Source organism: Micromonospora alfalfae, from assembly GCF_022230925.1.
Taxonomy (GTDB): Bacteria; Actinomycetota; Actinomycetes; order Mycobacteriales; family Micromonosporaceae; genus Micromonospora; species Micromonospora alfalfae.
In genome coordinates this window covers 55795-82272 of the sequence record NZ_JAKKFH010000036.1, presented here as the reverse complement: position 1 = coordinate 82272, position 26478 = coordinate 55795, and the positions used below count along the sequence as shown (strand labels likewise).

Annotated in this window: 23 protein-coding genes, 1 tRNA gene and 2 pseudogenes; 19 read left to right on the top strand and 7 right to left on the bottom strand. The window is 72.1% G+C overall.

The window, feature by feature from the left end; all coding sequences use genetic code 11:
* Positions 1–210 precede the first annotated feature (210 nt).
* Positions 211–735, bottom strand: coding sequence for a hypothetical protein (locus MED01_RS27855; protein ID WP_238671482.1), 525 nt, complete (start codon positions 733–735; stop codon positions 211–213).
* Positions 736–1111: 376 nt separating this feature from the next.
* Here MED01_RS27855 and MED01_RS27850 point away from each other — a divergent pair, with 376 nt between their 5' ends.
* The 6 genes from MED01_RS27850 to MED01_RS27825 all read left to right on the top strand — a co-directional run bounded on the left by MED01_RS27850 (position 1112) and on the right by MED01_RS27825 (position 6217).
* The gene (locus MED01_RS27850; RefSeq protein ID WP_238671488.1) at positions 1112–1516 is read left to right on the top strand and encodes a MarR family winged helix-turn-helix transcriptional regulator; all 405 of its coding nucleotides are present in this window, start codon (positions 1112–1114) and stop codon (positions 1514–1516) included.
* 51 nt (positions 1517–1567) lie between these two features.
* Positions 1568–4120, top strand: coding sequence for a thiamine pyrophosphate-dependent enzyme (locus MED01_RS27845; protein ID WP_238671481.1), 2553 nt, complete (start codon positions 1568–1570; stop codon positions 4118–4120).
* A 112-nt stretch (positions 4121–4232) separates the two neighbouring features.
* On the top strand, positions 4233–4670 hold the full coding sequence (locus tag MED01_RS27840; protein WP_030330240.1) for a DUF3052 domain-containing protein: 438 nt from the start codon (positions 4233–4235) through the stop codon (positions 4668–4670).
* Between the two features lie 87 nt (positions 4671–4757).
* Positions 4758–5222 carry a peroxiredoxin gene (locus MED01_RS27835; protein ID WP_238671480.1) on the top strand — a complete coding sequence of 155 codons (465 nt, stop codon included), beginning with the start codon at positions 4758–4760 and terminating at the stop codon, positions 5220–5222.
* Between the two features lie 76 nt (positions 5223–5298).
* Positions 5299–5370 (top strand) — tRNA-Val (locus tag MED01_RS27830).
* Between the two features lie 217 nt (positions 5371–5587).
* Positions 5588–6217, top strand: coding sequence for an HAD-IA family hydrolase (locus tag MED01_RS27825; RefSeq protein ID WP_238671479.1), 630 nt, complete (start codon positions 5588–5590; stop codon positions 6215–6217).
* Positions 6218–6223: 6 nt separating this feature from the next.
* Here MED01_RS27825 and MED01_RS27820 read toward each other — a convergent pair whose 3' ends face one another.
* Positions 6224–6817 carry a Pr6Pr family membrane protein gene (locus MED01_RS27820; protein WP_238671478.1) on the bottom strand — a complete coding sequence of 198 codons (594 nt, stop codon included), beginning with the start codon at positions 6815–6817 and terminating at the stop codon, positions 6224–6226.
* A 78-nt stretch (positions 6818–6895) separates the two neighbouring features.
* A complete protein-coding gene (locus MED01_RS27815) occupies positions 6896–8143 on the bottom strand; it encodes a glycosyltransferase (RefSeq protein ID WP_238671477.1) in 1248 nt (415 codons plus the stop codon).
* Positions 8144–8267: 124 nt separating this feature from the next.
* Here MED01_RS27815 and MED01_RS27810 point away from each other — a divergent pair, with 124 nt between their 5' ends.
* The gene (locus MED01_RS27810; RefSeq protein WP_238671476.1) at positions 8268–8747 is read left to right on the top strand and encodes a GNAT family N-acetyltransferase; all 480 of its coding nucleotides are present in this window, start codon (positions 8268–8270) and stop codon (positions 8745–8747) included.
* A gap of 92 nt (positions 8748–8839) precedes the next feature.
* On the top strand, positions 8840–9982 hold the full coding sequence (locus tag MED01_RS27805; RefSeq protein WP_238671475.1) for a polysaccharide pyruvyl transferase family protein: 1143 nt from the start codon (positions 8840–8842) through the stop codon (positions 9980–9982).
* 8 nt (positions 9983–9990) lie between these two features.
* Here MED01_RS27805 and MED01_RS27800 read toward each other — a convergent pair whose 3' ends face one another.
* Positions 9991–10197, bottom strand: a complete 207-nt coding sequence (locus MED01_RS27800; RefSeq protein WP_030488784.1) for a DUF8847 domain-containing protein — start codon at positions 10195–10197, stop codon at positions 9991–9993.
* Positions 10198–10279: 82 nt separating this feature from the next.
* Here MED01_RS27800 and MED01_RS27795 point away from each other — a divergent pair, with 82 nt between their 5' ends.
* Entirely contained in the window at positions 10280–10798 is a 519-nt protein-coding gene (locus MED01_RS27795) for a DinB family protein (RefSeq protein ID WP_238671474.1), read from the top strand.
* A 28-nt stretch (positions 10799–10826) separates the two neighbouring features.
* Here the strand turns inward: MED01_RS27795 and MED01_RS35890 are convergent, their stop codons facing one another.
* Complete coding sequence (locus tag MED01_RS35890; RefSeq protein WP_308193573.1) at positions 10827–11699, bottom strand: carbohydrate kinase family protein; 873 nt, start codon at positions 11697–11699, stop codon at positions 10827–10829.
* A 191-nt stretch (positions 11700–11890) separates the two neighbouring features.
* On the opposite strand from MED01_RS35890, the pseudogene MED01_RS36390 reads away from it, so the two are divergent.
* From MED01_RS36390 to MED01_RS27780, 3 genes and pseudogenes are all read left to right on the top strand, one after another.
* Positions 11891–13049 (top strand): annotated as a pseudogene (locus tag MED01_RS36390) (ATP-dependent helicase); the annotation flags it as partial.
* Positions 13050–13201: 152 nt separating this feature from the next.
* Positions 13202–15367 (top strand): annotated as a pseudogene (locus tag MED01_RS36385) (DEAD/DEAH box helicase); the annotation flags it as partial.
* Positions 15364–16293: an SWIM zinc finger family protein gene (locus MED01_RS27780; protein ID WP_238671472.1), complete on the top strand. Its 930-nt coding sequence runs from the start codon at positions 15364–15366 to the stop codon at positions 16291–16293. The pseudogene MED01_RS36385 and the gene MED01_RS27780, both read left to right, overlap by 4 nt.
* A 46-nt stretch (positions 16294–16339) precedes the next feature.
* Here MED01_RS27780 and MED01_RS27775 read toward each other — a convergent pair whose 3' ends face one another.
* A complete protein-coding gene (locus MED01_RS27775) occupies positions 16340–16597 on the bottom strand; it encodes a DUF3040 domain-containing protein (RefSeq protein ID WP_091409372.1) in 258 nt (85 codons plus the stop codon).
* A gap of 432 nt (positions 16598–17029) precedes the next feature.
* Between MED01_RS27775 and MED01_RS27770 the strand changes: the two genes are divergently transcribed.
* The 5 genes from MED01_RS27770 to MED01_RS27750 are packed head-to-tail and all read left to right on the top strand — an operon-like array spanning position 17030 to position 23308.
* Positions 17030–19111 carry a DUF1800 domain-containing protein gene (locus MED01_RS27770; RefSeq protein WP_238671471.1) on the top strand — a complete coding sequence of 694 codons (2082 nt, stop codon included), beginning with the start codon at positions 17030–17032 and terminating at the stop codon, positions 19109–19111.
* Between the two features lie 8 nt (positions 19112–19119).
* Positions 19120–20502 (top strand): DUF1501 domain-containing protein, encoded by a 1383-nt coding sequence (locus MED01_RS27765; RefSeq protein ID WP_238671470.1) that lies wholly within the window; start codon positions 19120–19122, stop codon positions 20500–20502.
* Entirely contained in the window at positions 20499–21917 is a 1419-nt protein-coding gene (locus MED01_RS27760) for a ferredoxin reductase family protein (RefSeq protein ID WP_238671469.1), read from the top strand. Before MED01_RS27765 ends, MED01_RS27760 begins: the two co-directional genes overlap by 4 nt.
* Positions 21918–21930: 13 nt before the next feature.
* Positions 21931–22536, top strand: coding sequence for an FMN-binding protein (locus tag MED01_RS27755; protein ID WP_238671468.1), 606 nt, complete (start codon positions 21931–21933; stop codon positions 22534–22536).
* Positions 22537–22585: 49 nt separating this feature from the next.
* Positions 22586–23308 (top strand): FAD:protein FMN transferase, encoded by a 723-nt coding sequence (locus MED01_RS27750; protein WP_238671486.1) that lies wholly within the window; start codon positions 22586–22588, stop codon positions 23306–23308.
* Between the two features lie 431 nt (positions 23309–23739).
* On the opposite strand, the gene MED01_RS27745 is transcribed toward MED01_RS27750, so the two are convergent.
* Positions 23740–24411 (bottom strand): bifunctional DNA primase/polymerase, encoded by a 672-nt coding sequence (locus MED01_RS27745; RefSeq protein ID WP_091409390.1) that lies wholly within the window; start codon positions 24409–24411, stop codon positions 23740–23742.
* A 248-nt stretch (positions 24412–24659) separates the two neighbouring features.
* On the opposite strand from MED01_RS27745, the gene MED01_RS27740 reads away from it, so the two are divergent.
* A complete protein-coding gene (locus MED01_RS27740; protein WP_238671467.1) occupies positions 24660–25889 on the top strand; it encodes a helix-turn-helix domain-containing protein in 1230 nt (409 codons plus the stop codon).
* Positions 25890–25905: 16 nt separating this feature from the next.
* The gene (locus MED01_RS27735; RefSeq protein WP_238671466.1) at positions 25906–26478 is read left to right on the top strand and encodes a flavoprotein; all 573 of its coding nucleotides are present in this window, start codon (positions 25906–25908) and stop codon (positions 26476–26478) included.

Below are 26478 nucleotides of genomic sequence, written 5' to 3'. Positions count from 1 at the left end.
GCCGCCCGCGTCCCGCGCCGCCCGCGTCCCGCGCCGCCAAGCCAAGCCAAGCCAAGATCGTGCTCGATCCTGGATTTAGTGGTCTGCGGTTCGCCGGATGCCACTACAACCAGGATGTTGCGCGATCTTGAGAGTCGACCTCGTCGAACGTCGGGCGTCGGGCGTCGACCTCGTCGGGCGTCGACCTCGTCGAACGTCGGGCGGATCGGATTACCGCCTGCGGAACAGACCCTGGCTCCGCATGCCGGTCAGGCTGCGGGTCGGTGCGTCCCGGTAGCGCAGGCGGACCGCTCGTTGACTGGCGGCGATGAACTGCCGACGCGCGGCCCAAACCTCCTCGTGAACCAGGCTGATCTCGGCGGCGGTCGGGATCGGGTGCGCCGACCCGAGTCGAGCGAAGCGGTAGTCGGCTTCGTGTAGGCCGACGGCAGCGTCCACGGCCCGCCCGGGCGCGAGGAGGCGGATCTTCGTGAGAGCGGCCATCTTCTGCCGGTGCGCGGTCTCGACCCGTGCCACCCAGTCCGGGGCCTCATCTGCCGCCGTTCCTTCGAGGTGGTCCCGGACCGCCCGGGACGAGTCGAAGCTCGAATCCAGGAAGGTCACGAGCACGTCGACCAGCACGTCTCTCGCCCAGCGTTCCCGCTCGCGCTGCCCTGAGTAGTAGATGTTCAGCGCGGCCAGCACCGCGGCGAGCGCCGCCGCGATCGCCGAGACGAAAGAGGCTTTGTCTGCCACAGCACCTCCTCGTGCTCGCCGCCGACTCTCGCCGGTCGCGAGGCATCGGGGTCACGACGATCGCCCGGCGGCGCAGGGCGACGTGGGCACCGACAGCCTGCCTGACGCCTCCCGGACACGGCAATGGCAGAGCCGTGGCGGCCGGCGGCGGGGCGTGGATCTGGGCTTGGCGCCCGTAGGTCGGGACGGGCCGGTGTTGCCAGTCCGGTCGTGTGTTGGAACTGCGCAGCTCCGGCGGCCAGGCCCGCCCCGGACCTGATCGCTGAGCTGCCGCGACGGGTGTGCGGCGTACGATGTGGTCGTGACGCGGCAGGTGGGTTCCGCTGTGGGCGGGCCGGCGGATCGGGCCGGTCTCGCTGCCGATGTGGTGCGACGGATGGCACACGTCACCGCCGCGCTGCGACACCGGCAGGGCTCCGCGTTCGCCGACTTGGGGCTCACCCCGGCGGCGGCCCGGGCGCTGCGGGAGTTGGACCCGGACCACCCGTTGCCGGCCCGGGATCTCGCCGGTCAGTTGGGTTGTGACCGGTCGAACGTGACGGTACTGGTCGACAAGCTGGAGCAGGCCGGGCTGGTCGAGCGCCGCACCGACCCGACGGATCGGCGGCAGAAGACGCTGCTGGTGACCGAGGAGGGTCGCGTCGTGCGAGCCCGGGTGATCGGGGTGATGTCCGACTCCCGACTCCTGTCCGGGCTGAGCGACGAGGAGCTGAGCACCCTTCGTGACCTGGTCTGGAAGGTGTCCGACGGCGGCTGTCCGGAATCCTTCGGCCCGGAGTGAGCGCACCCCTGCCGGCCGTGTCCCACTGGGCGAGCAGGGCTTCCGTCGGTAATGCTGTCCGACGTGACCACCCCGCAAGATCTCGACGACCGGTTCCGGGAGACGCTGGCGGCGCTGCCTGCCGCCGAGCGGCGGCGTGACCCCGCCGACCCGGTCACCGATGACGCCCCGCTGACCGGCGCACAGGTGCTGGACCTGTTCGACGCGCAGGTGACCAGCCGGCAGCTCGACCTGGCCGGCCGCTGGTTGCGCAGCTTCGGGGAGGGTTTCTACACCATCGGCTCGGCCGGGCACGAGGGCAACGCCGCGGTCGCCGCCGCGCTGCGTCCCACCGATCCGGCGCTGCTGCACTACCGCTCGGGCGCCTTCTACTGCCTCCGCGCCGCCCAGGTCGCCGCCGACCCGACGCTGGCCACCGACTCCGAGTCGTCCGTTGACCCGCCCCGGTCCGCCGACCCCGACCAGGACGCCGACCGAGCGCGGACCGTTGCCGCCGAGCGGTCCGAACGTGGGTCGACAGTCGACGGCGCATCGACACGTGGCCCCGAGCCGAACGCCGATCTGTCCGAATCGGAGCCTGCCGTCGACGGCGCATCGACACCGGCGGTCGGGGGCGGCAACGGGTTCGGGGCGTACGCCGACGCGGCCCGGGACGTGCTGCGCGGGATGGTCGCGTCAAGCCTTGAGCCGATCGCCGGGGGCCGGCACAAGGTGTTCGGCCGGGCTGACCTGGCCATCGTGCCGACCACCTCGACCATCGCCTCGCACCTGCCCCGCGCGGTCGGGATGGGACTGGCTGTGGAGCGGCTGCGCCGGCTGGACAGCGCCGGTCGGCGTACCGGGGCCGGCGTGCGGGTGGGCAGCGGCGCGGGCGCCACGCACGCCCCCTGGCCACCGGACGCCATAGTGGTCTGCTCCTTCGGCGACGCCTCCGTCAACCACGCCAGCGCCACCGCCGCCTTCAACACCGCCGGGTGGTACGACCACGCCGGGCTGCGGATCCCGGTGCTCTTCGTCTGTGAGGACAACGGGCTGGGCATCAGCGTCCGCTCACCGGAGGGCTGGGTCGAGGCGACCCTGCGGGCCAAGCCGGGCATCCGCTACTTCAGCGCGGACGGGGCCGACCCGGTGCGGACGTACGAGGTGGCGGCGGAGGCCGCGGCCTGGGTACGCCGTACCCGGCGGCCGGCTGTGCTGCACCTGCGCAGCGTGCGGCTGATGGGGCACGCCGGGGCGGACGCGGAGTCGGCGTACCGGAGCCCGGCCGAGCTGGTGGAGGACCTGGACCGGGACCCGGTGGCCGCCACCGCGCGGCTGCTGGTCGACGCGGGTGTGGCGACCGGCGAGGAGCTGCTGGCCCGGTACGACGAGACCGGCTGGCAGGTACGCCGGCTGGCCGAGGAGGTGCTGGGCGAGCCGAAGCTGGCGTCCGCGGCCGACGTGGTGTCGGCGCTGGCCCCACGTCGTCCGGTGCGGGTGGCGCGGGCGGTGGCCGACGCCGCGGCGCGGGCCAGCGGGCCGGGCGCGGGCGCCCGAGCGGAGGCGTTCGGCGGCAAGCCGCCGGAGCTGGCCGGGCCGATGACCCTGGCGCAGAGCATCAACGCGGCACTCGCCGACGGGATGCTCGACCACCCGCAGATGGCGCTCTTCGGTGAGGACGTGGCCGCCAAGGGCGGCGTGTACGGGGTGACGAAGGGGCTGCGCGACCGGTTCGGGGCGGCCCGGGTCTTCGACACCCTGCTCGACGAGACGTCGGTGCTCGGCCTGGGTCTCGGTGCCGGGCTGGCCGGGATGCTGCCGGTGCCGGAGATCCAGTACCTGGCGTACCTGCACAACGCCGAGGACCAGTTGCGCGGTGAGGCGGCCACCATGCGGTTCTTCTCGCAGGGGGCGTTCCGCAACCCGATGGTGGTGCGGGTGGCGGGCCTGGCGTACCAGGAGGGGTTTGGCGGGCACTTCCACAACGACAACTCGGTGGCCGTACTCCGTGATGTGCCCGGTCTGGTGGTCGCGGTGCCGGCGCGGCCGGACGATGCCGCGCCCATGCTGCGGACCTGTCTGGCGAGCGCGGCGGTGGACGGCAGCGTCTGCGTGTTCCTGGAACCGATAGCGCTCTACCACACCCGCGACCTGTACACGGATGGTGACGGGGAGTGGCTGGCCGGCTATCCGGAGCCGGGTGGGTGGGTGGCCGGGCACGTGCCGATCGGGCGGGCCCGGGTCTACCGGGTCGGCTCGGCGGACGACCTCACCATCATCACCTTCGGTAACGGGGTGCGGATGTCGCTGCGGGCCGCTGCCGTCCTCGCCGAGGAGGGGGTGGGCACCCGCGTGGTGGATCTGCGTTGGCTGGCTCCGCTGCCGGTGGCGGACATCATCAGGGAGTCCTCGGCGACCGGCCGGGTGTTGGTGGTGGACGAGACGCGCCGCTCGGGCGGGGTCGGCGAGGGCGTGATCGCCGCGCTTGTCGACGCCGGATATGTCGGTGCCGCGCGTCGAGTGGCGGCAGTTGACTCGTTTGTACCATTAGGTCCGGCAGCACGTCACGTACTGGTCTCCGCGGAAGCCATTACCGACGGTGCCCGTACGCTGCTGGCACGGTAAATTCCGTTCCACCCGGTGCGCCACTTGCGCGCAGACCAACAACTGTGTGGACTTTGCCTGACGGCGTCGCACCGACGCCGCGAGCAGGGACGAGATGAGGAGGCACGCGACAGTGAGCGCGACCGCTGGTCAGGCCGCCGACGGGGTACGCAGCCTGGCGGACCGGTTCGGGATCGAACCGGGGATGGTCGTCATGGAGATGGGGTACGACGACGACGTCGACCAGGATCTCCGAGACGCCCTGACCGACCGCTGTGGAGATCTGGTCGACGAGGACACCGACGAGGTGGTCGACGCGGTGCTGGTCTGGTACCGGGACGGCGACGGTGACCTTTTCGAGCTGCTCGTCGATGCCCTCGGCCCGCTGGCCGACAACGGCGTCGTGTGGCTGCTCACCCCGAAGGCGGGGCGCGAGGGGCACGTCGAGCCGAGCGAGGTCGCGGAGTCCGCGCCCACCGCCGGCCTTCAGCAGACCTCGACGGTCAACGCCGGCCGGGACTGGAGCGGCGCACGTCTGGTGCTGCGCCGAGGGGCCAAGGCCAAGAAGTAGCCAGCGCCGCTCCGCTCGCCCGACGGTCCGCCCACCGCCGGGTAGCAGGCTGACGCCGTCACCCGACTCGACGCGAGGAGAGTTCGTATGCTCATCGAGGTTGGTGCCGAAGCACCCGACTTCGTGCTCAAGGACCAGAACAACCAGGAGGTCCGTCTCTCGGACTTCCGGGGCAGACGCACCGTGCTGCTGGTCTTCTACCCGCTCGCCTTCACCGGCACCTGCCAGGGCGAGTTGGGCGAGGTGCGCGACAACCTCGGCGAGTACGTGAACGACGACGTCCAGGTGCTGACCGTCAGCGTCGACTCGGCCTACAGCCACAAGATCTGGGCCGACCGTGAGGGCTACCAGTTCCCGATGCTCGCCGACTTCTGGCCGCACGGCGCAGTCGCCCAGGCGTACGGGGTCTTCAACGAGGTGGCCGGCTTCGCCAACCGGGGCACCTTCGTCATCGACAAGACCGGAGTGGTCCGCTTCGCCGAGATGAACGGCCCGGGCGAGGCCCGCGACCAGCAGGGCTGGCGCAAGGCCATCGCCGAAGCGACAAACTGACCGGGGTACGCCGTGCGCCCGGGTCGGTGGCGGGCAGGTAAGCTTGCCAGCCACCGGCCCGCCACACGGGCGATCCGGGCGCGTAGCTCAGTGGGAGAGCACTCGCCTTACAAGCGAGGGGTCGCAGGTTCGAAACCTGCCGCGCCCACCCTTCAATACCGCGTAGCCGCCTGCGAAGCCGCCGTCCACGTGGACCACCGTCCCGGCGGTCACCCATGATCCGCGCAACTTCACGGCTCCTGCTGCCTCATCGGCCCGGCAGGCAGCGCTCATCGGCCCGGCAGACAGCGGGATCACCGAAGTTGCGCGGATCTTGCCAGGTGGGGGAGGGTGGCCGCCTTACCCTCGATTCGGGGAGTGTGGTCGTGGACCTGGCGGGCATTGGCGCGGTGTTGTTCGACATGGATGGCACCCTCGTCGACTCCGACGCCGCGGTGGAGCGGGCCTGGGAGCGGTGGGCCGCCGAGTACGGCGTCGACCCTGCTGCGGCGCTGGCGATCGCGCACGGCAGCCCCGCCGACCGGACCATCCGCCGGCTGCTGCCCGCGCTCGACGACAGAGCGGTCGGCACCGCCGCCGCCCGGCAGTTGGCGTTGCAGTACGACGACCTGTCCGACGTGACAGCCACCCCCGGGGCACACGACCTGCTGAACACGCTGACCGAGCTGGGGCTGCCCTGGGCGGTGGTGACCAGCGCCGACGCGCGGCTCGCCGAGGCCCGGCTCGGTGCCGCCGGCATCAAGGCGCCGGTGCTCGTCACCGTGGAGGACGTCAGCATCGGCAAGCCGGACCCGGAGGGCTATCTGCGGGGCGCGGCGCTGCTGGGCGTACCCGTGACGCGGTGCCTGGTCGTCGAGGACGCCGAGGTCGGCCTGCGGGCCGGTCGCGCGGCGGGGGCGATGACCGCCGCGCTGAAGGGGCTCGACGGCGACCTTCGTCTGCATGACCTGGCCCAACTGGCGCACCAACTGGAGTCGACGCCGTCGGCACCCTGACCGCTGTCAACCAGTGCGCCGCTGGGTCAGGTGGACGGCGGTCAGAGCGAGCAGCAGCAACGTGACGCCGAAGAGCACCGCGTTGAGGGCGACGGTGGGGTACCCGAGGCGGGGTACGTCGAGGAACGGGTAGAGGTAGCGGCCCTCGGCCCGGCCGACGGCGCCCCGGACCAGGATCACCGTCAGCCACAGCAGCGGGTAGCCGAGCAGGCTGACCGCGTACGCCGGACGCAGCGCGACCCGAGGCCGGCGGTTGTACCACTGCGCGGCGGCCAGCGGCGGCACCACTGCGTGCAGCAACAGGTTGCCGGCGTCGGAGACCAGCCCTCGGGCCTCGGGGGTCGCCACCATGGCGTAGCCGCTCCACGGGTTGGCCAGGACGAGGACGAAGACCACCGCCGTGCCGACGAGGTAGACGGTGAGCGCGGTGCGCAGCCGGTCACCGCACCCGGCCAGCAACACCACAAGATAGGCAAGGTCGACCTGCACTGTGAAGTAGAACAGCAGCTCGACGGGCTCCTCGCGGGCGGCGACTCCGGCGAGTGTCAGCCCGACGGCGAGCACCAGCGCGGTGCTCACCCGCAGGACCCGGTCGGCCACCGGCGGACGCTACCACCGTCGCATCGATGAACGCCACGACGAGCAGCCGCGTCCGGTTCCCGGCACCGGGTCGACTTGTCACTCCGACCTGGCACCGGCGTCACCCCGGCGCGCCCCGGGGATGGCAGCGCCTCCCGCCGGGCCGACCGGTGGCAGCGACGCGTACAGCGTGACCAGCTCGGTCAGGTAGCGCTCCGCGGACCAGTCAGTCGCCGCCGCCCGGCCGTCCCGGATCACGGCCGTGCGCAACTCCCGTTCGGTCAGCAGCCGGGTGAGCAACGCCCCGAACGCCGCCGGGCTGGGCTCGGCGACCGGTCGGGTGGTGCCGGTGCCGGGCCGTTCGGCGAGCAGAGTGTCCACCATGGCCACCGGCAGTCCGTACGCCTCGGCCTCGGCGAGCACCAGGCCCTGCGTGTCGGTGGTGGAGGTGAACGCGAGCACGTCCGCTGCCCGGTAGTGGGCGCCGACCCGGTGGCGTGGCACCGGACGGAGCAGGTGCAGCGCGCCGGTGACGCCGTACCGGCGGGCCATCCGGCGGACCGCGAGCCGGTGCCGCCGGGCCCCGAGCAGCACCAGCCGGGCGGCCGGCAACTCGCGGCGGACCTGGGCGAACGCGGCCAGCAGCAGCTCGGGGCTCTTCTCCGGGGTGGCCCGTCCCACAGCGAGCAGCACTGGCGCGTCCGCTGGGATGCCGAGCCGAGCCCGCAGCCGCCGCCGGTCGTCGGCGTCGGCGTGCGGTGCGGCGGCCGGGGTCGGCAGGACCACGATCGGGGTACGCCCTGCCATCGTCGCCATCATCGCCGCGGTTTTCGTCGAAGGGGCGATCAGGACAGTGGTGTGGGCCAGGAGGGTTCGCCTGAGCGCCAACAGTCGGGCCTGTCGACCCGGTCCGGGGTGGGCGAGCGCCCACAGGTCGCCCGCCCGCCAGCGCAGGCCCAGCCGCAGGCCGGCGTATGCGGCCCCGATCGGGATCTCCGGGTAGTGCGCGGCGTACGCGACGAGGTCGGTGTGCCAGGTGAGCACTGTCGGTACGCCCCGGGTGGCGGCCCACCGCAGGCCGGCGACGCCGAGCGGGCCGGTGGTGTGCACGTGCACCACGTCGGCGGGCGCGCTGGGCGGCCGGGGCAGCGCCAACCGGTACGGCCGGGTCGGCACCGACAGTGAGGGCACCTCGCCCGGCCGGCGGCGACACCGGGACAGTGGGCCGGGGCAGTGCAGCACCACCCGGTGCCCGGCGGCGCGCAGGAGCGTCACCGTGGTGCCGACCGAGGTGGCCACCCCCTCCGGGTTGGTGAGGTGACTGTCGCTGACGTGGGCGATCCGCACGTTGCCATCGTCGCCCGCCCGCGCACCCCCCGGCCGTCCCGTCCGCCCCGGGCGGGGAAACAGTTGGCGTCTCCGGACCGGCTCTGCTGCACTACCCGCGGGCGACGACGAACGGGGAGACGCTGTGGAGCTGACGCTGACGCCGATGACGGCACCGGAACTGGACCGCCTGCGGGGGCCACTGGTGCAGGGGTACGCCGACGACCTGGTGGCGCACCGGGGGATGACCCCGCAGGCGGCCCTGGAACGGTCGGTCGACCAGATCCGGGAGTCGCTGCCGGCCGGCGTGGCCACCGAGGGTGCGCTGCTGCGGGTGGGCCGGGTCGACGACGCCGAGGTCGGCTGGATCTGGGTGACCCTGCCGACGGCCGCCGCCCCCAACCAGGCCTGGATCCACAACATCGACGTGCACGAGGAGCACCGGGGACGCGGGTACGCGCGGCGGATGATCCAGCTCATCGAGGCCGAACTCGCCCAACGCGGTGTGCCCGAGCTGGGACTGAACGTCTTCGGTACGAACACCGTGGCGATCGGCCTCTACCGCAGTCTGGGCTTCGATGTCACCTCGCAGCAGATGGCGAAGCGCCTCACCCCGGGGAGCTGAGCCGGCGGCGGCCCGGGACGGGTCCCCTCGGCAGGACTGTTCACAGGCCCAGCGGGAAACCGGCGCGGACCGCACCTGGGGAGGAGCGACGGATGACGCACGGCGCCGGACTGACCATCGGTGTGCTGGGCTCGTACGGTGGGCGAAACCTCGGCGACGAGGCGATCCTCACCGGCCTGCTCACCGATCTGCGTACGCAGGAACCGAACGCCCGGATCATCGTCTTCTCCCGGAACCCGGAACACACCCGGGCCGCCCACCCGGATGTCGAAGCGGTGCCCTGGGAGGGCGTGAGCCGTACCGACTCGGCACTGGTCCTGGCCCAGCTGGACCTGCTCATCCTGGGCGGCGGCGGCATCCTGTACGACCGGGAGGCCCGCCGTTACCTGCGGGTGGTCCGGGTGGCCCAGGAACGCGGCCTGCCGCTGATCACGTACGCGGTGGGGGTCGGGCCGCTCAGCGACGCGGTGGACACCGGCATGGTCCGGGAGACGCTCTCCAGCGCGACCCAGGTGACAGTCCGGGACCAGGAGTCCCGGATGGTGCTGGAGGAGGCCGGCCTGCTCAACCCGATCACGGTCACCGCGGACCCGGCGTTCCTCCTGCAACCGGAGGAGTTCCCGGCCCACCTGTTGGCGGAGGAGGGTGTGCCGGTCGGCAAGCGCCTCGTCGGGATCAGCGTGCGGGAGCCGGGCCGGGCCGCCGAACGCCTCGACGTGGACGGCTACCACCGGCTGCTGGCCCAGATCGGTGACTTCCTGGTGCACCGGATCGACGCGTACGTGCTGTTCGTGCCGATGGAGCGCGACGACATCAGGCACTCCCACGGGGTGCTGTCGCACATGGTCGCCGCCGAGCGAGGTCGGATCCTGCACGGCACCTACTCTCCGCAGCAGGTGCTGGGGCTGATGCGCCACTTCGACCTGGCCGTCGGCATGCGCCTGCACTTCCTGATCTTCGCGGCGATGGTCGGTACGCCGTTCCTGCCCCTGCCGTACGCCGGCAAGGTCTTCGACCTGGCCCAACGACTCGGCGTGCCGGCGCTACGCGGGGTGGAGCGGGAGGTCGAGGGGCCGCTGCTGGCCGAGGTCGACCGACTCTGGGACGAGCGGGAGCAACGCGCCGAGGCCACCGCACGACGGGTGGCGGAGGTGTGCGATCAGGCGCGGGGCACCTCGGAGGTCACCCGAGGCGTGTTGGAGAGCCTGCGCAGCCAGACCCTCACCCGGGTCTGAGCGGGCGGTCACACCGCCGGGCCGGTCCACCGGTAGCGCCACTCGCGGGCCTCCTCGCGGGCTGTCTCCAACTCGTAGATCTGCGCGTCGGCCAACCCACCGGAGCCCAGGTGATGGTGGGTCAGTGGCGGACGGCCGTTGCTGTCCAGTTCGACGGTGATGGTCTGCCCGTCCGCCGTGCCGCCGACGAGAAGGATCTGCACGGATGAAGCCATGCGCCCATCCTGCCCGGCCCAGCGCCCGCCCGCAGCGGATAGCGGGGCAGCGGCGCACCCGGCCCGTGGCTACTGTCGGCGGATGGAGCAGACGATCGATCCCACGCTCGGTCCGGTGCTCGCCCGCACCGGCGACGAACGTGCCGTCCTGACGTCGTTCCTCGACTTCCACCGGGCCGTGCTGCTGCGCAAACTGCGCGGTCTCTCCGACGCCGACGCCCGACGCCGGCTGGTGCCGTCGGCGACCACACTCGCTGGGCTGGTCAAGCACCTGACCCTTGTCGAGCGGAACTGGTTCCCGACCCTGTTGGCACCCGAGCCCGGCGACGTCTACCTGACCTCCGAGGAGGACGCGGTCGCCAGCTTCACGCTGAGCGACCAGGAAACCATCGCCGGTCTCACCGAGGCGTACGAGCGAGCCTGCGCCCGCTCCCGGGCGGTCGCCGCGAGCATCGACCTCGACCACGTGGTGCCGCATCCGCAGCTCGGTGAGGTGTCGCTGCGCTGGATCCTGGCGCACATGATCGAAGAGACGGCCCGGCACGCGGGCCACGCCGACATTCTGCGCGAGCTGACCGACGGCGAGGCCGGCGCGCTCTGAGCCAGGGGTCGCCGCACTCCGTCGGCCGTCAACCGGTGGGCAACAGGCCCGGTGGGTACTCCATCCCGTCATGCGTACAGGCCGCAGCGGCAACCCGCGCCGCGTACCGGGCGGCACGTGCCAGTGGCTCACCGCGCAGCCGGGCGGCGATCAGGCCGGCCGCGAAGGCGTCGCCCGCCCCGTTGCTGTCCACCACCGGCTTTCCAGCGACGGCGGGCGGCACGGATACCGCAGTGCCGTCGCCCGGGTACAGGTCGGCGCCGTCCGCGCCACGGGTCACCACCACCGTCCGGGGCGCCAACGTGCCGGCGAGCGACGCGGCGCGGTCGCCCAACCGCACCCCGCTCAGCAGAACCAGGTCGGCGACCTCCGCGAACGGCTGATGGTAGGTGTTCTCGCCGTCCCAGTCGTGCAGGTCGGTGGAGAGCGTCACGCCCGTCGGAACGGCAGCCCGCACGGCGGGCAGCAACGGCACCGTCCAATCCATGATCGACAGGTGGACGTGCCGGGCGTCGCGGACCAGTGCGGTCAATTCGGTGGCGGGAAACGGTGGATCACCCTGCCATGGGCGCGGGTCGTACAGCGATGTGCGCCGCCCGCCCGGGTCCACCAGGTTCACCGACCGGCGGGTGCCGCCCCGGTGTTCGGCCAGCAGCGCCGGCACCTCGGCCCGGGTCAACGCCGCCCGGACCAGCTCACCGGCCGGATCCGCACCGAGGGTGTCGACCACCAGTACGTGCAGGCCGAGCGCCCGGGCGGCCAACGCCACACCGGCGCCGGTGTTGCCGATCCGCAGCTCGATCGGCTCGACGGTGTGGGAATCGGCAGCCGGGAGGGGCAGCGCGGGCACCCGAACCCGTACGTCCACCCCAAGCCCGCCAAGAACCAGCAGATCGACCACAGCGCCGACGCTAGCCCGTTGCCGCACCCACCTCCAGTCCCCGCGATCTTGCGCTTTCTGCTGCGACAAAACGTGCACTCTTCACCGAACGTCGACACAAAGTGCAAGATCGCGCAGGTGGGCCGGTGGGCGCGGACGCCGGGCCGGGTGGGCCGCCTAAGCTGGGGGCGGGCGGCGACTAGGGGGAGCAGGTGCTGGTCATCCACGGGCTGTGGTTGCCCAGCGGCAGATCGACCGGCGGCCTCGCCGTCTGGGCCGAGGACAGCACCGCACCGATTCCCGCTGCACGTACGGGCCGGCCGGCCCGGGAACGCCCGCACCCCTTCGCGGCCGGGCACACCGACCTGGCCGCCGTCCTCGCCGATGCCGCCGAGCCGAGCCGGTCGGACACAGCGCTACTCACCCTGCCCACCCTGGCCGGCGCGCCGACCGACTCACCCGAACTGATCCGGACCACAGTCGCACCCGCGGCCCGCGGCCGGCTCACCCTGGCCGGGTGGCGGGTCCCCACCCTGGTGTACGCCCCGGACGACGCCCTTTCGCTGCTGCGAGCCCTGGACGACATCCCGGCGGTGCCCGGGGCCACCCTGCGGCACCTCGCCGAACTGGTCGACTTCGCCGCCGACCTGGTGACCCGTGGCCGCGTCCTCCCCGGCGTGCACGCGACGACGGCCGATCGGATGCCCGGCGCTGGCGCGACGGCCGACCAGACGCCCGACGCTGGCGCGACAGCGGTCGACCAGACGCCCGGCGCAGGCGTGGCGAGGGCCGGTGCGGGCACGACGACGGTTGACTGGGCGCCCGGCGCGGGCACGACGACGGCGTCGGGCGGGCAGGTGCTCGCGCAGGCGGTCTGGCGTCCGCTGCTGACCGGCACCGACGCCGCCTGGGCGCGCGCGCTGGCGCTGGCCCTGCCACCCGCCGCCCGCGCTGCCGTCCTGCCGTCCGCCGCCGCGTTGCCGCCGTCCGCCGCCGCGTCGCCGTCCGCCGCATTGCCGTCGTCCGCCGGCACTGCTCAGGGGCCCACTGGGAGCGCCGCCACCTCCGCTGCGGCGATTGTTGGTTCGGGCGGGTCTGAGCTGACCGCTGCCGTCCTGGTCGCGGATGCGCTCGACGCGTTCACCGACGCCGCCGCGCGGGCCGCGCTGGCGACCACCACGCTGGCACGAGGGCTGCGCCCTGGTGGTCCGGCGCCGGCCTGGCTCGCCGCGCTCGCCGGCCCGCAGCGGGACTTCACCATCGACCCGGCCGGGCTGGACAGCCTCTCCACCGAACTGGACGCCTGGCAGCGCGACGCCGCCGGTGGCCCGGTGCGGGCCAGTTTCCGCCTGGTCGAACCAGCCCTCGACGAGGTCACCGAACCGATCCTGGCCACCCGGGTGAGGTCCGCCGACGATGCGCCCGCGTCGGTGTCCGCCGAGAGCGCGCCCGGGTCGGTGTCCGCCGACGACGCGAGCGCGCCGGTGTCCGCCGACAGCGCGCCGGTGTCGGTCGGGTCGATCGGTGCCGGGCGCTGGCGGTTGGAGTTCGGGTTGCAGGCCGCGGACGAACCCGGCCTGCACGTGGATGCCGGGGACATCTGGCGAGCGCCGCAGACCCTCGGCGGCCTGGTTGGCCGGACGGCCAACCCGCAGGAGACGCTCCTCGCCGAGCTGGGCCGGGCCAGCAGGCTCTGGCCGGACCTGGACGCCGCGCTGCGTACCGCCGCCCCGGAGGCGATGGAACTCGACGTCGAGGGGGCGCACCGGTTCCTCAGTGCGGGCGCCCCGGTGCTGCACGCGGCCGGTTTCGGGGTGCTGCTGCCGTCCTGGTGGCAGCGTCCGTCGGCGCGACTGGGCGCCCGGTTGCGGGCGCGCAGCCGCACCGCGCCGGGCACCGTGGGTGGCACCGATGCCGGAGTCGGCCTGGACGCCCTTGTCGACTACCGCTGGGAGATCGCACTCGGTGACCAGCCGCTCTCCGCCGAGGAGTTGGCGGCGTTGGCCGAGACGAAGACCCCGCTGGTACGGCTCCGCGGCCGGTGGGTGGAACTGGACCCGGGGCGGCTCGCGGCCGGGCTGCGCCTGCTCCGCTCCGCGGGCGAGCTGACCGTCGCCGACCTGCTCCGCCTCGGGCTGGCCGACGGTGAGGCCACCGGCGAGCTGCCGGTGCTGGAGGTGACCGCCGACGGGGCGCTGGGCGACCTGCTCGCCGGCGCGGTCGAGCGGCGACTCACCCCGCTGGACCCGCCACCGGGCTTCCGGGGGACGCTGCGGCCGTACCAGCAGCGGGGGCTGGCCTGGCTCGCCTTCCTGCGCTCACTCGGTCTGGGCGGTGTGCTCGCCGACGACATGGGGCTGGGCAAGACGGTGCAACTGCTCGCGCTGCTCGCCGGGGACCCACCGGAGGCCGGGCCGACCCTGCTGGTCTGTCCGATGTCGCTGGTCGGCAACTGGCAGCGGGAGGCGGCCCGGTTCACCCCGGAGCTGCGGGTGCACGTACACCATGGTGCCGAGCGGGCGCGGGGAGCGGAGTTCACGGCGGCCGCGCACGGCGCGGACCTGGTCCTCACCACCTACTCGGTGGCCGCCCGCGACGCCGCCGACCTGGCCGGCATCGACTGGCACCGGGTGGTGGTGGACGAGGCGCAGGCGATCAAGAACGCGTCGACCCGGCAGGCCGAGGCGGTTCGCGCGCTGCCCGCCCGGCAGCGGGTGGCGGTGACCGGCACACCGGTGGAGAACCGCCTCGCCGACCTCTGGTCGATCATGCAGTTCGCCAACCCGGGTCTGCTCGGGCCGGCCGCGACGTTCCGCAAACGGTTCGCCGAGCCGATCGAGCGGCACGGCGACGTCGAGGCCGCCGAGCGGCTGCGCCGGATCACCGGCCCGTTCGTGTTGCGCCGGCTCAAGACCGACTCGTCGATCATCTCCGACCTGCCGGAGAAGCTGGAGATGGAGGTGCTCTGCAACCTCACTGCGGAGCAGGCCGCGCTGTACCGGGTGGTGGTCGACGACATGCTCGCCCGGATCGAGACCAGCGACGGCATCGAACGACGCGGCCTGGTGCTGGCCACCATGACCCGCCTCAAGCAGGTCTGCAACCACCCCGCCCAGTTGCTGCGCGACGGCTCACCGCTGGAGGGCCGCTCCGGCAAGCTGGCTCGGCTCACCGAGATCCTTGAGGAGGTGCTGGCGGCGGGGGAGCGGGCACTGCTCTTCACCCAGTACGCCGAGTTCGGTGCGATGTTGCGGGGTCACCTGTCGGCGCGGTTCGGCAGGGAGGTGCTGTTCCTGCACGGTGGCCTCGGCAAGGCCGAGCGGGACGCCCTGGTGCAGCGTTTCCAGTCTGCGGAGGGTCCGCCGCTGTTCGTCCTCTCCCTCAAGGCCGGCGGCACCGGGCTGACCCTTACCGCCGCGAACCACGTGGTGCATGTGGACCGGTGGTGGAACCCGGCGGTCGAGGACCAGGCCACCGACCGGGCGTTCCGGATCGGGCAGCGTCGACGGGTGCAGGTGCGCAAGTTCGTGTGCGCCGGCACTGTCGAGGAGAAGGTGGCCGCGATGATCGCCGACAAGCGCAGCCTCGCCGAACGGGTGGTCGGCACCGGTGAGCAGTGGATCACCGAGTTGTCCACCGGCCAGTTGCGGGACCTGTTCGCCCTGGAAGCCGGCGCGGTGGTGGAGTGAGCGAGCGGAGCGCCGACGTGAGCACCGACCGGTTCGCCGACTACGGGCGTCCGCGTCGGGTCGACGGGGGTCTGCGGGCACGCAGTGCCCGGGGCGCGATCGGCAGGTCCTGGTGGTCGCGGCGTTTCCTGGAGGTGCTGGAGTCGTTCGCGCTCGGTACCCGGCTGACCCGGGGCCGGTCGTACGCGCGAGCCGGTCAGGTGCTCACGCTCGACATCACCCCCGGCCGGGTCGACGCGGTGGTGCAGGGCTCCCGGCCGCAGCCGTACCAGGTGTCGATCGCGCTGAAGCCGTTCCCGGCGGCGCTCTGGTCCCGAATCGAGGACGAGCTGGCCGGGCAGGCGTTCTTCAGCGCCCGGCTGCTCGCCGGAGATCTCCCCGACGAGTTGGAGGAGCTGTTCGCCGCGGCCGGCGCGCCGCTCTTCCCGGCCGCCGTGGACGAGTTGACCCAGCGCTGCAACTGCCCCGACTTCGCGGTGCCGTGCAAGCACCTCGCGGCGACGTTCTACCTGCTGGCCGAGGCGTTCGACGCGGACCCGTTCGAGCTGCTGCACTGGCGCGGTCGGTCCCGGGCGGAGTTGCTCGACGAACTCCGCGCCCGGCGAGCCGCGACCACCGGTGCGACCTCGGCGCCCCCACCGCTCGACCCACCGTCCGGACCGGACGGTGCGGCGTCGACAGTGGACGTCGTGGCGCCGGTCGGCGCCGCTCGGGCGCTGGCCGGGCTGTCGGCGACGCCGCTGGCGGACACAGCGGACCGGTTCTGGTCAGCGCCGGTGCCGCTGCCGGATCGGCCGCCCCGACTGGTGACCGGCACCGACCTGCTGCTGCGCCAGCTCGGAGCGCCGGCCCCGGCCATCGGTGGGCCGGGACTGCTCGAACGGTTGCGCCGCGCGTACCGGGCGTTCGGTCCGGCCGACAGGTGAGCTGTCACGTCCACCTGTTGAGCCGTCCCGTTGAGCGGTTGAGCAGTCACGTCCAGCGGCGGCGGAACCGCCACATGATCGCGGCATTGGCCACCAGCACCACCGCGCAGATCGCGCCGGTGAGTCGACCGGCGAACACGGCTATCGCCGGCAGCGACGCCCACAGCACGATGGTCAACAACATCAGGTAGCGGCCCCTGCGGGCTCGGGCCCGGTGGTCCAGCCGGTTGAAGAAGGCCGGGTCACTTTCCCGGAGCTGACGGGTGATCTGGTCGAATCTGCGCTGATCCTCTTTGCTGAGCATGGCGCTGCCTTCCCCTCACGCGTTCAGCGGTTCGGCGGCATACCCGCTGCGGTGGCGGCTCACGCTCGCCCGCTGCTGCTACTTTTCCTGCACGCGAGCGCGCCTCATGTCCGACTTACCTGAGCCTTAAGTTTGCCTTTGGTGGTGAACGAGGCCGTAACTGTCGCGTACGGCGGCGTGGTCCGATCCGTGCTCGGCACGCCACGCGTACGCCCTGCTGGGAAGGTCTGCGGGCAGGTCCATCCCACAGCCCGCCGCCGCTGTCGCGCTGAGCGCTGTCTTAAGTGCCCTCACGAGTGGGTTCCGGCCACCTTGAAGGGCCCTGGGGCCTTGGTTACCTTGCCGTAGCAACCCCCTCAGGCAACAGTCGCCGCACCTGCCGCACCTGCCCGGTAGCAGCTTCCGGCGCTCATCAGAAATCGGGATTGGTACATGGCCGACCAGAATGTGCCACCACGTCGACCGCGGGACGACCGCGGTTGGGACGGACATCAGCACCCCAGCGCTGACGGCTACGGCGACCCCCACACGCCCGCGCCCTACGGCTACGACTCGCCCCACCCCTACCAGGGCGGCTACGCCGCGCAGGCCGACCCGCGTGAGCAGTACGCCGGGCAGCCCGCGCCCGCCCCGCGCGGTCCGCAGTGGGTCGGCCCGGAGGGCCTCGGCCGTCCGGCCCCGGCACGACCTGCCGGTACCGGACTGCCCACCCTCGACGATGACAACGAGCCGGGTCGCAAGGTCGGCCGACGTAAGGCGATGGTGGCCCTCGGCGGCACCGCCGCCGTCGTCGCCGGTGGCGCCGCGCTCGCCATGACCCCGCAGATCCGTGGCCTCTTCGGCGACGAGGCGGCGGCCGGCGACGCGACCGGCAGCACGGTTACCGACGGCACCGCGGCGCGCCCCAGCGGCCAGCAGCCCAGCACCGTGCGTACCTACACCGAGCAGAACGAAAGCTACATGGGCTCGCGGGCCGGTGAGGCGCTGAAGAAGAACGCGCCGGCCGGCGGGCGGACCTTCTCCGGCCCGGCAGCGGCCGCGGCGGCGACCAAGGTGACAGTCAAGACGGTGCTGGCCAAGGACCCGATCCTGCACCTGGCCCGGCGCGCCACCTTCGGTGCGACGCCCGCGGTGGTCGCCGACATCAAGCGCGAGGGCATGGACGCCTGGATCCGCGCCCAGCTCGACCCGGAGAAGTTGGAGCCGAGCAAGGGCGAGCTGAAGCTCGCCGAGCTGCCGACCCAGAAGCTCTCCGTGCAGCAGCTACGCGACCAGCGGGACAAGCTCAACGAGCAGGACGCCCACCCGGAGCGGGAGATGGTCGACGCCACCATCGCCCGGCAGATCTGGTCCAAGCGCCAGCTGTTCGAGGTGATGGTCGACTTCTGGAACGACTTCCTGCACGTCGCAGCGGACTTCGACGGCGGCGAGGTGTACCGCAACTCGTTCGACCAGGACGTCGTGCGCAAGCACGCGCTGGGCAGCTACCCCGAGATGCTGGTCGCCGCGAACAAGCACCCGGCGCTGCTGATCTACCTGAACCAGAAGGACTCCCGCAAGGACGCGATCAACGAGAACCTCGCCCGGGAGAACCTCGAGCTCTACTCGGTCGGCGTCGACGGCGGCTACAAGGAGCCGGACGTCCGGCAGGCCGCCATGTTGCAGACCGGCCGCGGTGTCGACGACAAGGGCAAGTACGTCTTCCGCCCCGAGCAGCACTACGTCGGCAAGGTGAAGATCCTCGGCTTCACCCACGCGAACAACTCGTCCGACCCGAAGAAGGCCGAAGCGGCGATCGACGCGTACATCACCTACATCGCGACGCACCCGTCGACGGCGAAGTACGTGGCGCAGAGCCTTGCCACCCGGTTCGTCTCGGACACCCCGCCGAAGTCCCTGGTGGACCGGCTGGCCAAGACGTACACCACCAACAAGGGCATGATCAAGCCGGTCCTGATGACGCTGTTCTGCTCCTCGGAGTTCTGGGCCGGCGTGGGTCAGAAGGTGCGCCGGCCGATGGAGTACCTGGTCGCCACGTACCGCACCCTGGGCGTCTCGCCGGAGGCGTCGCCGAAGCACAACAACGGCGACAGCAAGCGCACCGCGTACGCCCGAGGGCTGCGCCAGATCCACGACAAGATGCGCGAGCTGGGCCAGTCCCCGATGGGTCATCCGACCCCGGACGGCTACCCGGACGTCTACGTCGCGTGGACCTCGGCCGGCACCATGGTCAACGGCTGGAACGAGGCGGGCGAGATCCTCGCCGGCTACCGCACCACCTTCACATACACGGCGCCGGAGAAGCTGGTCGCCAAGCCGCCGGCGACGGCCGGTGCGTACGTGGACGCGCTCTCCCTGCGTCTGGTGGGCCAGAAGTTGAGCACGCGGGAGAAGAACCTCATCCTCGGCGTGGCCGGTGTGGCGGCGACCACCAAGGTCGACGCCACGTTCAACGGGGCCATCACCGCCGTCGCGCGGGCGATCCTCGCTTCCCCCCAGCACCACCTCCGGTGAGGCACCCGATGGAGAAGACTGTGTACAACTCTTTCCCCCTGCACCCCGAATGCCCCGACGTGCGACGGCTGGCCGACAACCCGGCCGAGGCGTTGCTGCGCGCCGAGGCGGACATCGTCGCCGCCGAGAACGCCGCCGAGTTCGACAGGTACCGCACCCTGGAGGACCTGGAGGAGGCCCAGCAGGACGGTCGCGGCGTGACCCGGCGGACCTTCGTCGCCGGTGCCGCGGCCACCGCCACCGCGCTGGCCACCGCCCAGTTCGTCACCACCTCGGCGTCGTTCGCGGCGACCAAGACCGGCACCCTGATCCACGTCTTCCTCTACGGCGGGCTGGACGGCCTGAGCCTGATCGCGCCGGACAACGACGCGGTGCTCAACAAGGCCCGGCCCGACCTGCTGCTCGGCAACGACTCGCTGGCCCTGGGCCGCGGCTTCAAGCTGACCAGCGCGTTCAAGCCGCTGGAGAAGTGGCTCACTGCCGGTCAGCTGGGCTTCATCCCGGCGGTCTCCGACGAGCGGCTGTCCCGCAGCCACTTCCAGGCCGCCGACGCCTGCAACCTGGGCGGGCTGCCCAACGAGACCGGCGGCCGGGGTTGGCTCGACGGTCTGGTCGACAACCTGGGCAAGGGCACCGCGTTCCGCAGCGTCGGCATCGGCAGCACGTTGCCCCGTTCGCTGGTCGGCAACAACGGCGCGCTCTCGCTGAACAACGTCGGCTCCCTGCGGCTCAACGGTGACGAGCGGTTCCGGGCCGCCACCGAGAAGGCCATCAAGGGCCTCTTCACCGGGATCAACCACCCGGTCGAGGAAGCCGTGCAGGAGGGCATGGGCGCGCTGGCCACCGCCCAGAAGCTCGCCGCCAAGCCGTACCAGCCCGCCGAGGGCGTCAAGTACGAGGGCGTCGGTAACGCGTTCCAGCAACTCGCCCAGTTGATCAAGGGCGGCGCCAACGTCCGGGTCGCCACCGTCGGCATGGGTGGCTACGACACCCACGAGAACCAGGGCACCCGCGAGGGCGGCCAGCTGCACCGCCGCCTCAACGAGCTGGCAAACGCGATGGCCGCCTTCTTCACCGACCTCGGCCCGAAGGCCGCCGACGTGACGATCATGGTGTCCAGCGAGTTCGGCCGTCGGGTCGGCTCCAACAACAACGGCACCGACCACGGGCACGGCGGCGTGGTCACCCTGCTGTCCGGCAAGAAGCTGGCCGGTTCGCTGCTGGGCACCTGGAACGGTCTGGACAAGCTGGACTCCGGTGACGTGCCGGAGTACAACAACATGTTCAACGTCTACGGCGCTGTGGCGCAGGGCCGGTTCGGGCTCACCAACGCGGAGGTCGACAAGGTCTTCCCCCGCCAGAAGTACGCCCCGATGAAGCTGTACGCGTGACGTATTCGCACACCCACGCCGCCGGCCGTCGTACCGGGACCTCGTCCCGGCACGGCGGCCGGTCGGCTGCGCCCGTACCCCCGCAGATCCCGGACCGGCGCGGGCCCGGCGGCCGACGGCTGCTGGGCGTGCTGCTCCTGGTCGGCCTGCTCGCCAGCGTGCTGCCCTGGTGGCTGGGCACCCCGGCCGGATCGTTGCGGAGCACAGCGACCACCGTCACCGCGGCCGGCCGGATCACCGGCCTGGTCGCCGGCTACCTGCTGCTGGTGCAGGTGCTGATGATGAGCCGACTGCCGGTGCTGGAACGGTGGATCGGCGGCGAGCACATGGCCCGCTGGCACCGGGACATCGGCGCCACACTGCTGGTCACCGTGCTGGCGCACATGTCGCTGATCCTGGTCGGCTACGCCGACCTGCGTAACCAGTCGATCCTCGCCGAGGTCGGCACGTTGCTCGGCGACTACGAGGACATGGTCTCGGCGTTCGTCGCGGCCGGCATCATGATGCTGGTCGGCTTCAGCAGCATCCGGGCGATCCGGCGGGCGTTGCCCTACGAGATGTGGCACCTGCTGCACCTGTCCAGCTACCTCATCCTGCTGCTCGGCTTCGGCCACCAGTTCACCCACGGCGCGCAGCTGTACCGGCCCGGCCCGGTGCGCACCGGCTGGATCGCGCTGTACGTGCTGGTGGTCGCCGCCCTGCTCTGGGGCCGCGTGATCGCACCGCTGGCGTTCAACCTGCGCTACAAGCTGCGGGTCGCCGACGTGGTCGCCGAGAGCACCGACACCATCTCCATCTACCTCACTGGGGAGCGGCTCGGCCGGCTGGCGATGCTCGGCGGCCAACACTTCCGCTGGCGGTTCCTCACCCGGGGCTGCTGGTGGCAGTCACACCCGTTCTCCGTCTCCGCCGCCGCGAACGGCCGCTGGCTGCGGGTCACCGTCAAGGTGGTTGGCACCCACACCGCCGACCTGCGCGACCTGGAACCGGGCACCCGGGTCTGGGCCGAAGGCCCGTCGGGAACCTTCACCGCCGCGCACCGGCTCCGCGAGCGGGCGCTGCTGATCGCCGGTGGCAGCGGCATCACGCCGATCCGGGCCATGCTGGAGGAGTTGCCGCCGGGCGCCGCGCTGATCTACCGCGCCCGCACACCGGCCGACGTGCTGCTCAGCCGCGAGTTGGACTGGCTGGCCCAGGAACGCGACACCTCCGTCTGGTACGTCATCGGCTCCCGCGACGACCCCGGCCCCCGCCAGCTGATGAGCCCGGACGGGCTGCGGCAACTGGTGCCCGACGTGGCCCGACGCGACGTCTACCTGTGCGGGCCGCCCGGGTTGGTGGAACAGTCGGTGCGGGCGCTGCGGCGGGCCGGCGTGCCCCGACGGCAGATCCATCTGGCCACGTTCGAGCTGTAGGAAGGGCATCCCCATGCGTCGCGCGCTCCTCGCGATCACCGGCCTGGCCGCCAGCACCACAGCGCTTGTGGTGTTCAAGGGCTCGCCAGGCACCAGCCAGGTCGCCCAGAACCTGCCGACCGCGCAGCCGGTCAACCCCTCCGGGCCGGGCACCGAACCGGGTGCGCCGGGCACCGACCCGGCCGCCGGCACGCCGACACCATCGGGAAGCGCCAAGCCGTCGACGTCGCCCAAGCCCGGCAAGACCACCGCGCGCCCGTCGGGCACCAGGACGACGAAGGCCCCCAGCGCGCCACGGACCACCACCAAGGCGCCCCAGTCGACCACCCGCCGGGTCACCGGCAACGGCTTCGAGAACGAGTACGGGTACGTGCAGGTGCAGATCGTCGTCTCGGGTAGCCGGATCGTCGAGGCCGTGGCGCTGTCGCTGCCCAGCGGGGGTGAATCCGACATCCACAGCGGCGACGTCCGTCTCGCCTACGACGGCACCGGCGCTCCTGGCACCCCCAGTGAGGTGGTGCGAAAGCAGAACGCGAACCTCAACACCGTCTCCGGGGCCACCGAGACCAGCAACTCCTACAAGCAGTCGTTGCGGTCCGCCATCGAGCAGGCATTCTGACGTGCGGGCCACGCTGACCCGACCCGGGCTGTGCCGGGTCGAACAGATCATGGGTACGACGATCACGCTGGACCTCGCCGACGACCTGCCACCGGCGACACTGCGCGAGTTGGCGGACGAGGTCTTCGCCTGGATGCACGAGGTGGACGGACGGTTCAGCACCTACAAGCCGGACAGCGAGGTGTGCCGCTTCGACAGGGGTGAGGTGCTGCTCTCCGAGGCGTCCGCGGACCTGCGGTACGTGCTGGAGACCTGCGCCGACCTGTGGGGCGCCACCGATGGGTTCTTCGACGCGTACGCCACCGGTCGGCTCGACCCGTCCGGCTACGTCAAGGGCTGGGCGGCCCAGGTCGCCTCGGACCGCCTCGTCGCCGCCGGTGCCGTCAACCACTGCGTGAACGCTGGCGGCGACGTACGGGTGCGGGGTCTGTCGCCGTCGGGGGAGCCGTGGCGCATCGGCATCCGGCACCCGTGGGACGCGATGGCGGCCTGCCTGGTCCTCAGCGGGACCGACCTGGCCGTGGCGACGTCAGGCGTGTACGAGCGGGGCCGGCACGTGCTGGACCCGCGCCGCGGCGCACCGGCCAGTGGGCTGCGCTCGGTGACCGTTGTCGGCACCGACCTCGGGTTGGCCGACGCGTACGCCACCGCCGCCCTCGCCATGGGCACTCCCGGCCTCAACTGGCTGGCCCGCCTGAACGACCACACCCACGCGGCGATAACCGACAACGCCCGCCAGCACCACTCCGTCGACCTCCCCCTAACCGACTAGCCCCTTACGCGCCCCCCGCGCCCCGCGCTCCCCTTCGCTCCCCGCGATCTTGCAGTTTCGGTTGCTGGTTCGTCCCGTTACGTGCATTTTGTCGGGACAGCAAGTGCAAGATCGCCGAGAGCGGGGTGGGGGTGCGGGGAGGGGGAGCCGAGAGCGGGGAGCTACTAGCGGATGGGGCGGTGGGTGCCGGCTGGGCGGGAGCCGGTGGGGCGTGGGCGGCCGGGGCGGGACCCGGACGGTCGGGTGCCGGCCCAGCGGCGCCCCGGGTGGCTGCGCCGGGGCGGCTCGGTGCCGCCGGGGTGAGGCGCTCTGTCGTTGGTGGACATCGTTCCCCCGTTCGTGGCGCGCGTTCGCACCGTCCCCCTGTCAACGAGGACCGACGCCTCGGCGACGCTGTCGGGCACCGGATCGAATCGTCGACCGGGCCGGTTTCACATGCCTCGACGGGGCAGCGGCAGGTGACCGGGGAGCAGGTCGGGGGCGAGCGTCACCCCGGCGGCGCGCAGCGCCCCGATCAACGTGTTCTGCACGAGGTACGAATCCGGAAGCTGCCAACGTGCCTGTTCCGGGGCGACCGCCCAGCGGACCGTGCCCTCCGGCAACCGGGTGGGCGGCGCGGGGATCCACGAGCCCGGCCCGTGCCGGACCACGTGGAAGCAGTGCTCCAACTCCGGTCGGAGCGGGTCGCCGGGGCGGACCAGGAACATCCACCGTCCGGTGGGCGTGACCAGCACCGGTCCGCGTACGCCGGTGCCGGCCGGGTGGATCTGGACCGCGTCGAGCACGTGCCGGCCGAGGTGGGCGGGCACCTCCAGCACGTCGAAGGCCCGGCCGGTGGGCAGCAGCACCCCGTGCGGTCGGCTCCGCCACCAGGTGGCCACCCGGGCCGGGTCGGCGCTGGCGGCCAGTTCCCAGTTCTCCAGGGCGGGGTGGCAGCCCACCGTGGGGCAGCCGGCCCGCCCGCAGACGAAGCGGCTGCGGGCCAGACAGGCACCCGGGGTGACCTCCCAGCCGTGTACCGCGTACCGGATGGCGACCCGGCGCAGCCGGACCCGTTCCAGCGGCGACAGTTCGGCAACGCGCGGTACGACATTCCCCCACATGTGTGCCAACTCCTCTCGTCGGGCCCGGCGTTCGCCAGGTCGCATGTCGAGCACCGTCACTGCCGTAACCCACGATCGTTGAGGTTGACGAACGGCCCGTGCAACTTGCACGAAAAGTACGAGGACTACCTGTACGGCTGACGTACATCCTGTGCGACCAGCGAAAACCTGAAAACGAATGGCAGTCGCCGCACCCGCGGACATCGCCCCGACTCGATTGGTTGTCGGTGGCAGGGGAGGATGGGGAGATGGACGAGCTACCCATAGGACGGCGAGTTGCCTACTGGCGGGGGCGACGCAAGATGTCGCAGCAGGTCTTCGCGGACCGGCTGGGCAAGTCCAAGAGCTGGGTGGACAAGGTCGAACGCGGCGTCCGACGGTTGGACAAGTTCTCCGTCCTCTACGAGATCGCCGACATCCTCCAGATGGACGTCCAACTGCTGATGGGTAAGGATCCGGAGCGGCGCGCCGACGCCCTCAACTGCATCGACCAGGTCGAGGTGCAGGAGATCCGGGCGGCGCTGGAACGCTACGACTCGATGAGCGCGTACTTCGACGCGGCGCCGTACCCGCCACCGATGGACGACATGCGCAAGGCCGTCAACCACGCCTGGCTCACCTACCAGTACGGCCGCTACGGGATGCTCACCCGGGCGCTGCCGAAGCTGCTGCGCGACGCCCAGGCGGCCGACGCCGCCTACGGCGGTGAGCAGGCCGCCGAGGCGGCCCACCTGCTCGGTCAGGTCTACCAGATCGCCTCCTCGGTGCTGCGCAAGCTCGGCGAGTGCGAGCTCGCCTGGTTGGCCGCCGACCGGTCGATGGCGGTGGCCCAGCGGGCCGACGACCCGCTGCTCGCCGGGATCGCCACCACCCGGGTGTGCAACGCCCTGGTCGCGATGGGCCGGGCCCGCCCCGCGCTGGAGCTGAACGTCCAGATCGCCAACCGGCTGGCGCCGGGTGGCAGCAACGAGGTCTCGCCGGCCCGGCTCTCCGTCTACGGGATGCTGCTGCTCCAGGGGGCGATGGCCGCGTCCCGCATCGGTGACTCGGCCAGCGTCGACGACCTGATCAACTGCGCGCAGGAGGCCGCCACTCTGCTCGGCGGCGACTACAACCACTACTGGACGTCGTTCGGCCCGACAAATGTGGAGCTGCACCGGGCCGCCGCCGCCGTGGAGCTGGGCGACGGGGGGCGGGCCGTGGAGGTGCACCAGCTGCGCATCGCGGAGCCCTCCTTCAACGCGCTGCTGCCCGAGCGCCGCGCGCACCACCTGCTCGACATCGCCCGCGGGTACGCCCAGATAGGCGACGTGGCGAACGCCGGCGAGATGCTGCTGCTCGGTGATCGGCTCGCCCCGTCGGAGATCCGCTGCCGGCCGATCGCGCACGAGGTGATGTCCGACATCCTCCGTCGCACACGTGGTGCGCCGCCTTCTCCGGTAGCGGAGTTGGCTGAGCACATGGGAGTAGGGGTATGAGCGCGGAGCCGGTCTGATGGCCGGTGCAGCGCGCAACAGCGGGCACCGCGAGGTGCTCTACGTCATCGCCTGCGGTTCGCCGCTGGCTCGGCACGTCGGTCGTCTGGTCGACCTCGCCCAACGCGACGGTTGGGACGTCTGCGTGGTCACCACGCCGGACGGCGCGAAGTTCGTCGACCAGTCGGCCCTGATCCGGCAGACCGGCCACCCGGTGCGGACGCACTACAAGAACCCCGGTGACCCGGACGTGCTGCCACCCGCCGACGCCATGATCGTCTGCCCGGCCACCGTCAACACCGTCAACAAGTGGGCCGCCGGGATCACCGACACGCTGGCGCTCGGGCTGTTGGTCGAGGCCCAGGGCAAGGGCGTCCCCATCGTGGCGGTGCCGTACACAAACGCGGCGATGGCCTGCCACCCGGCGTTTCGTGCCGGGGTGGCCCGGTTGGCCGAGTGGGGCGTCACTGTGCTCTTCGGCGACGATGTCATCGCTCTGCATCCGCCCGGAACGGGGGAACAGCACCTGCACGCCTTCCCCTGGGCGATGCCGCTGGCCGCACTGCAGACCGTCTCCTGGAGCGCCGTCTAG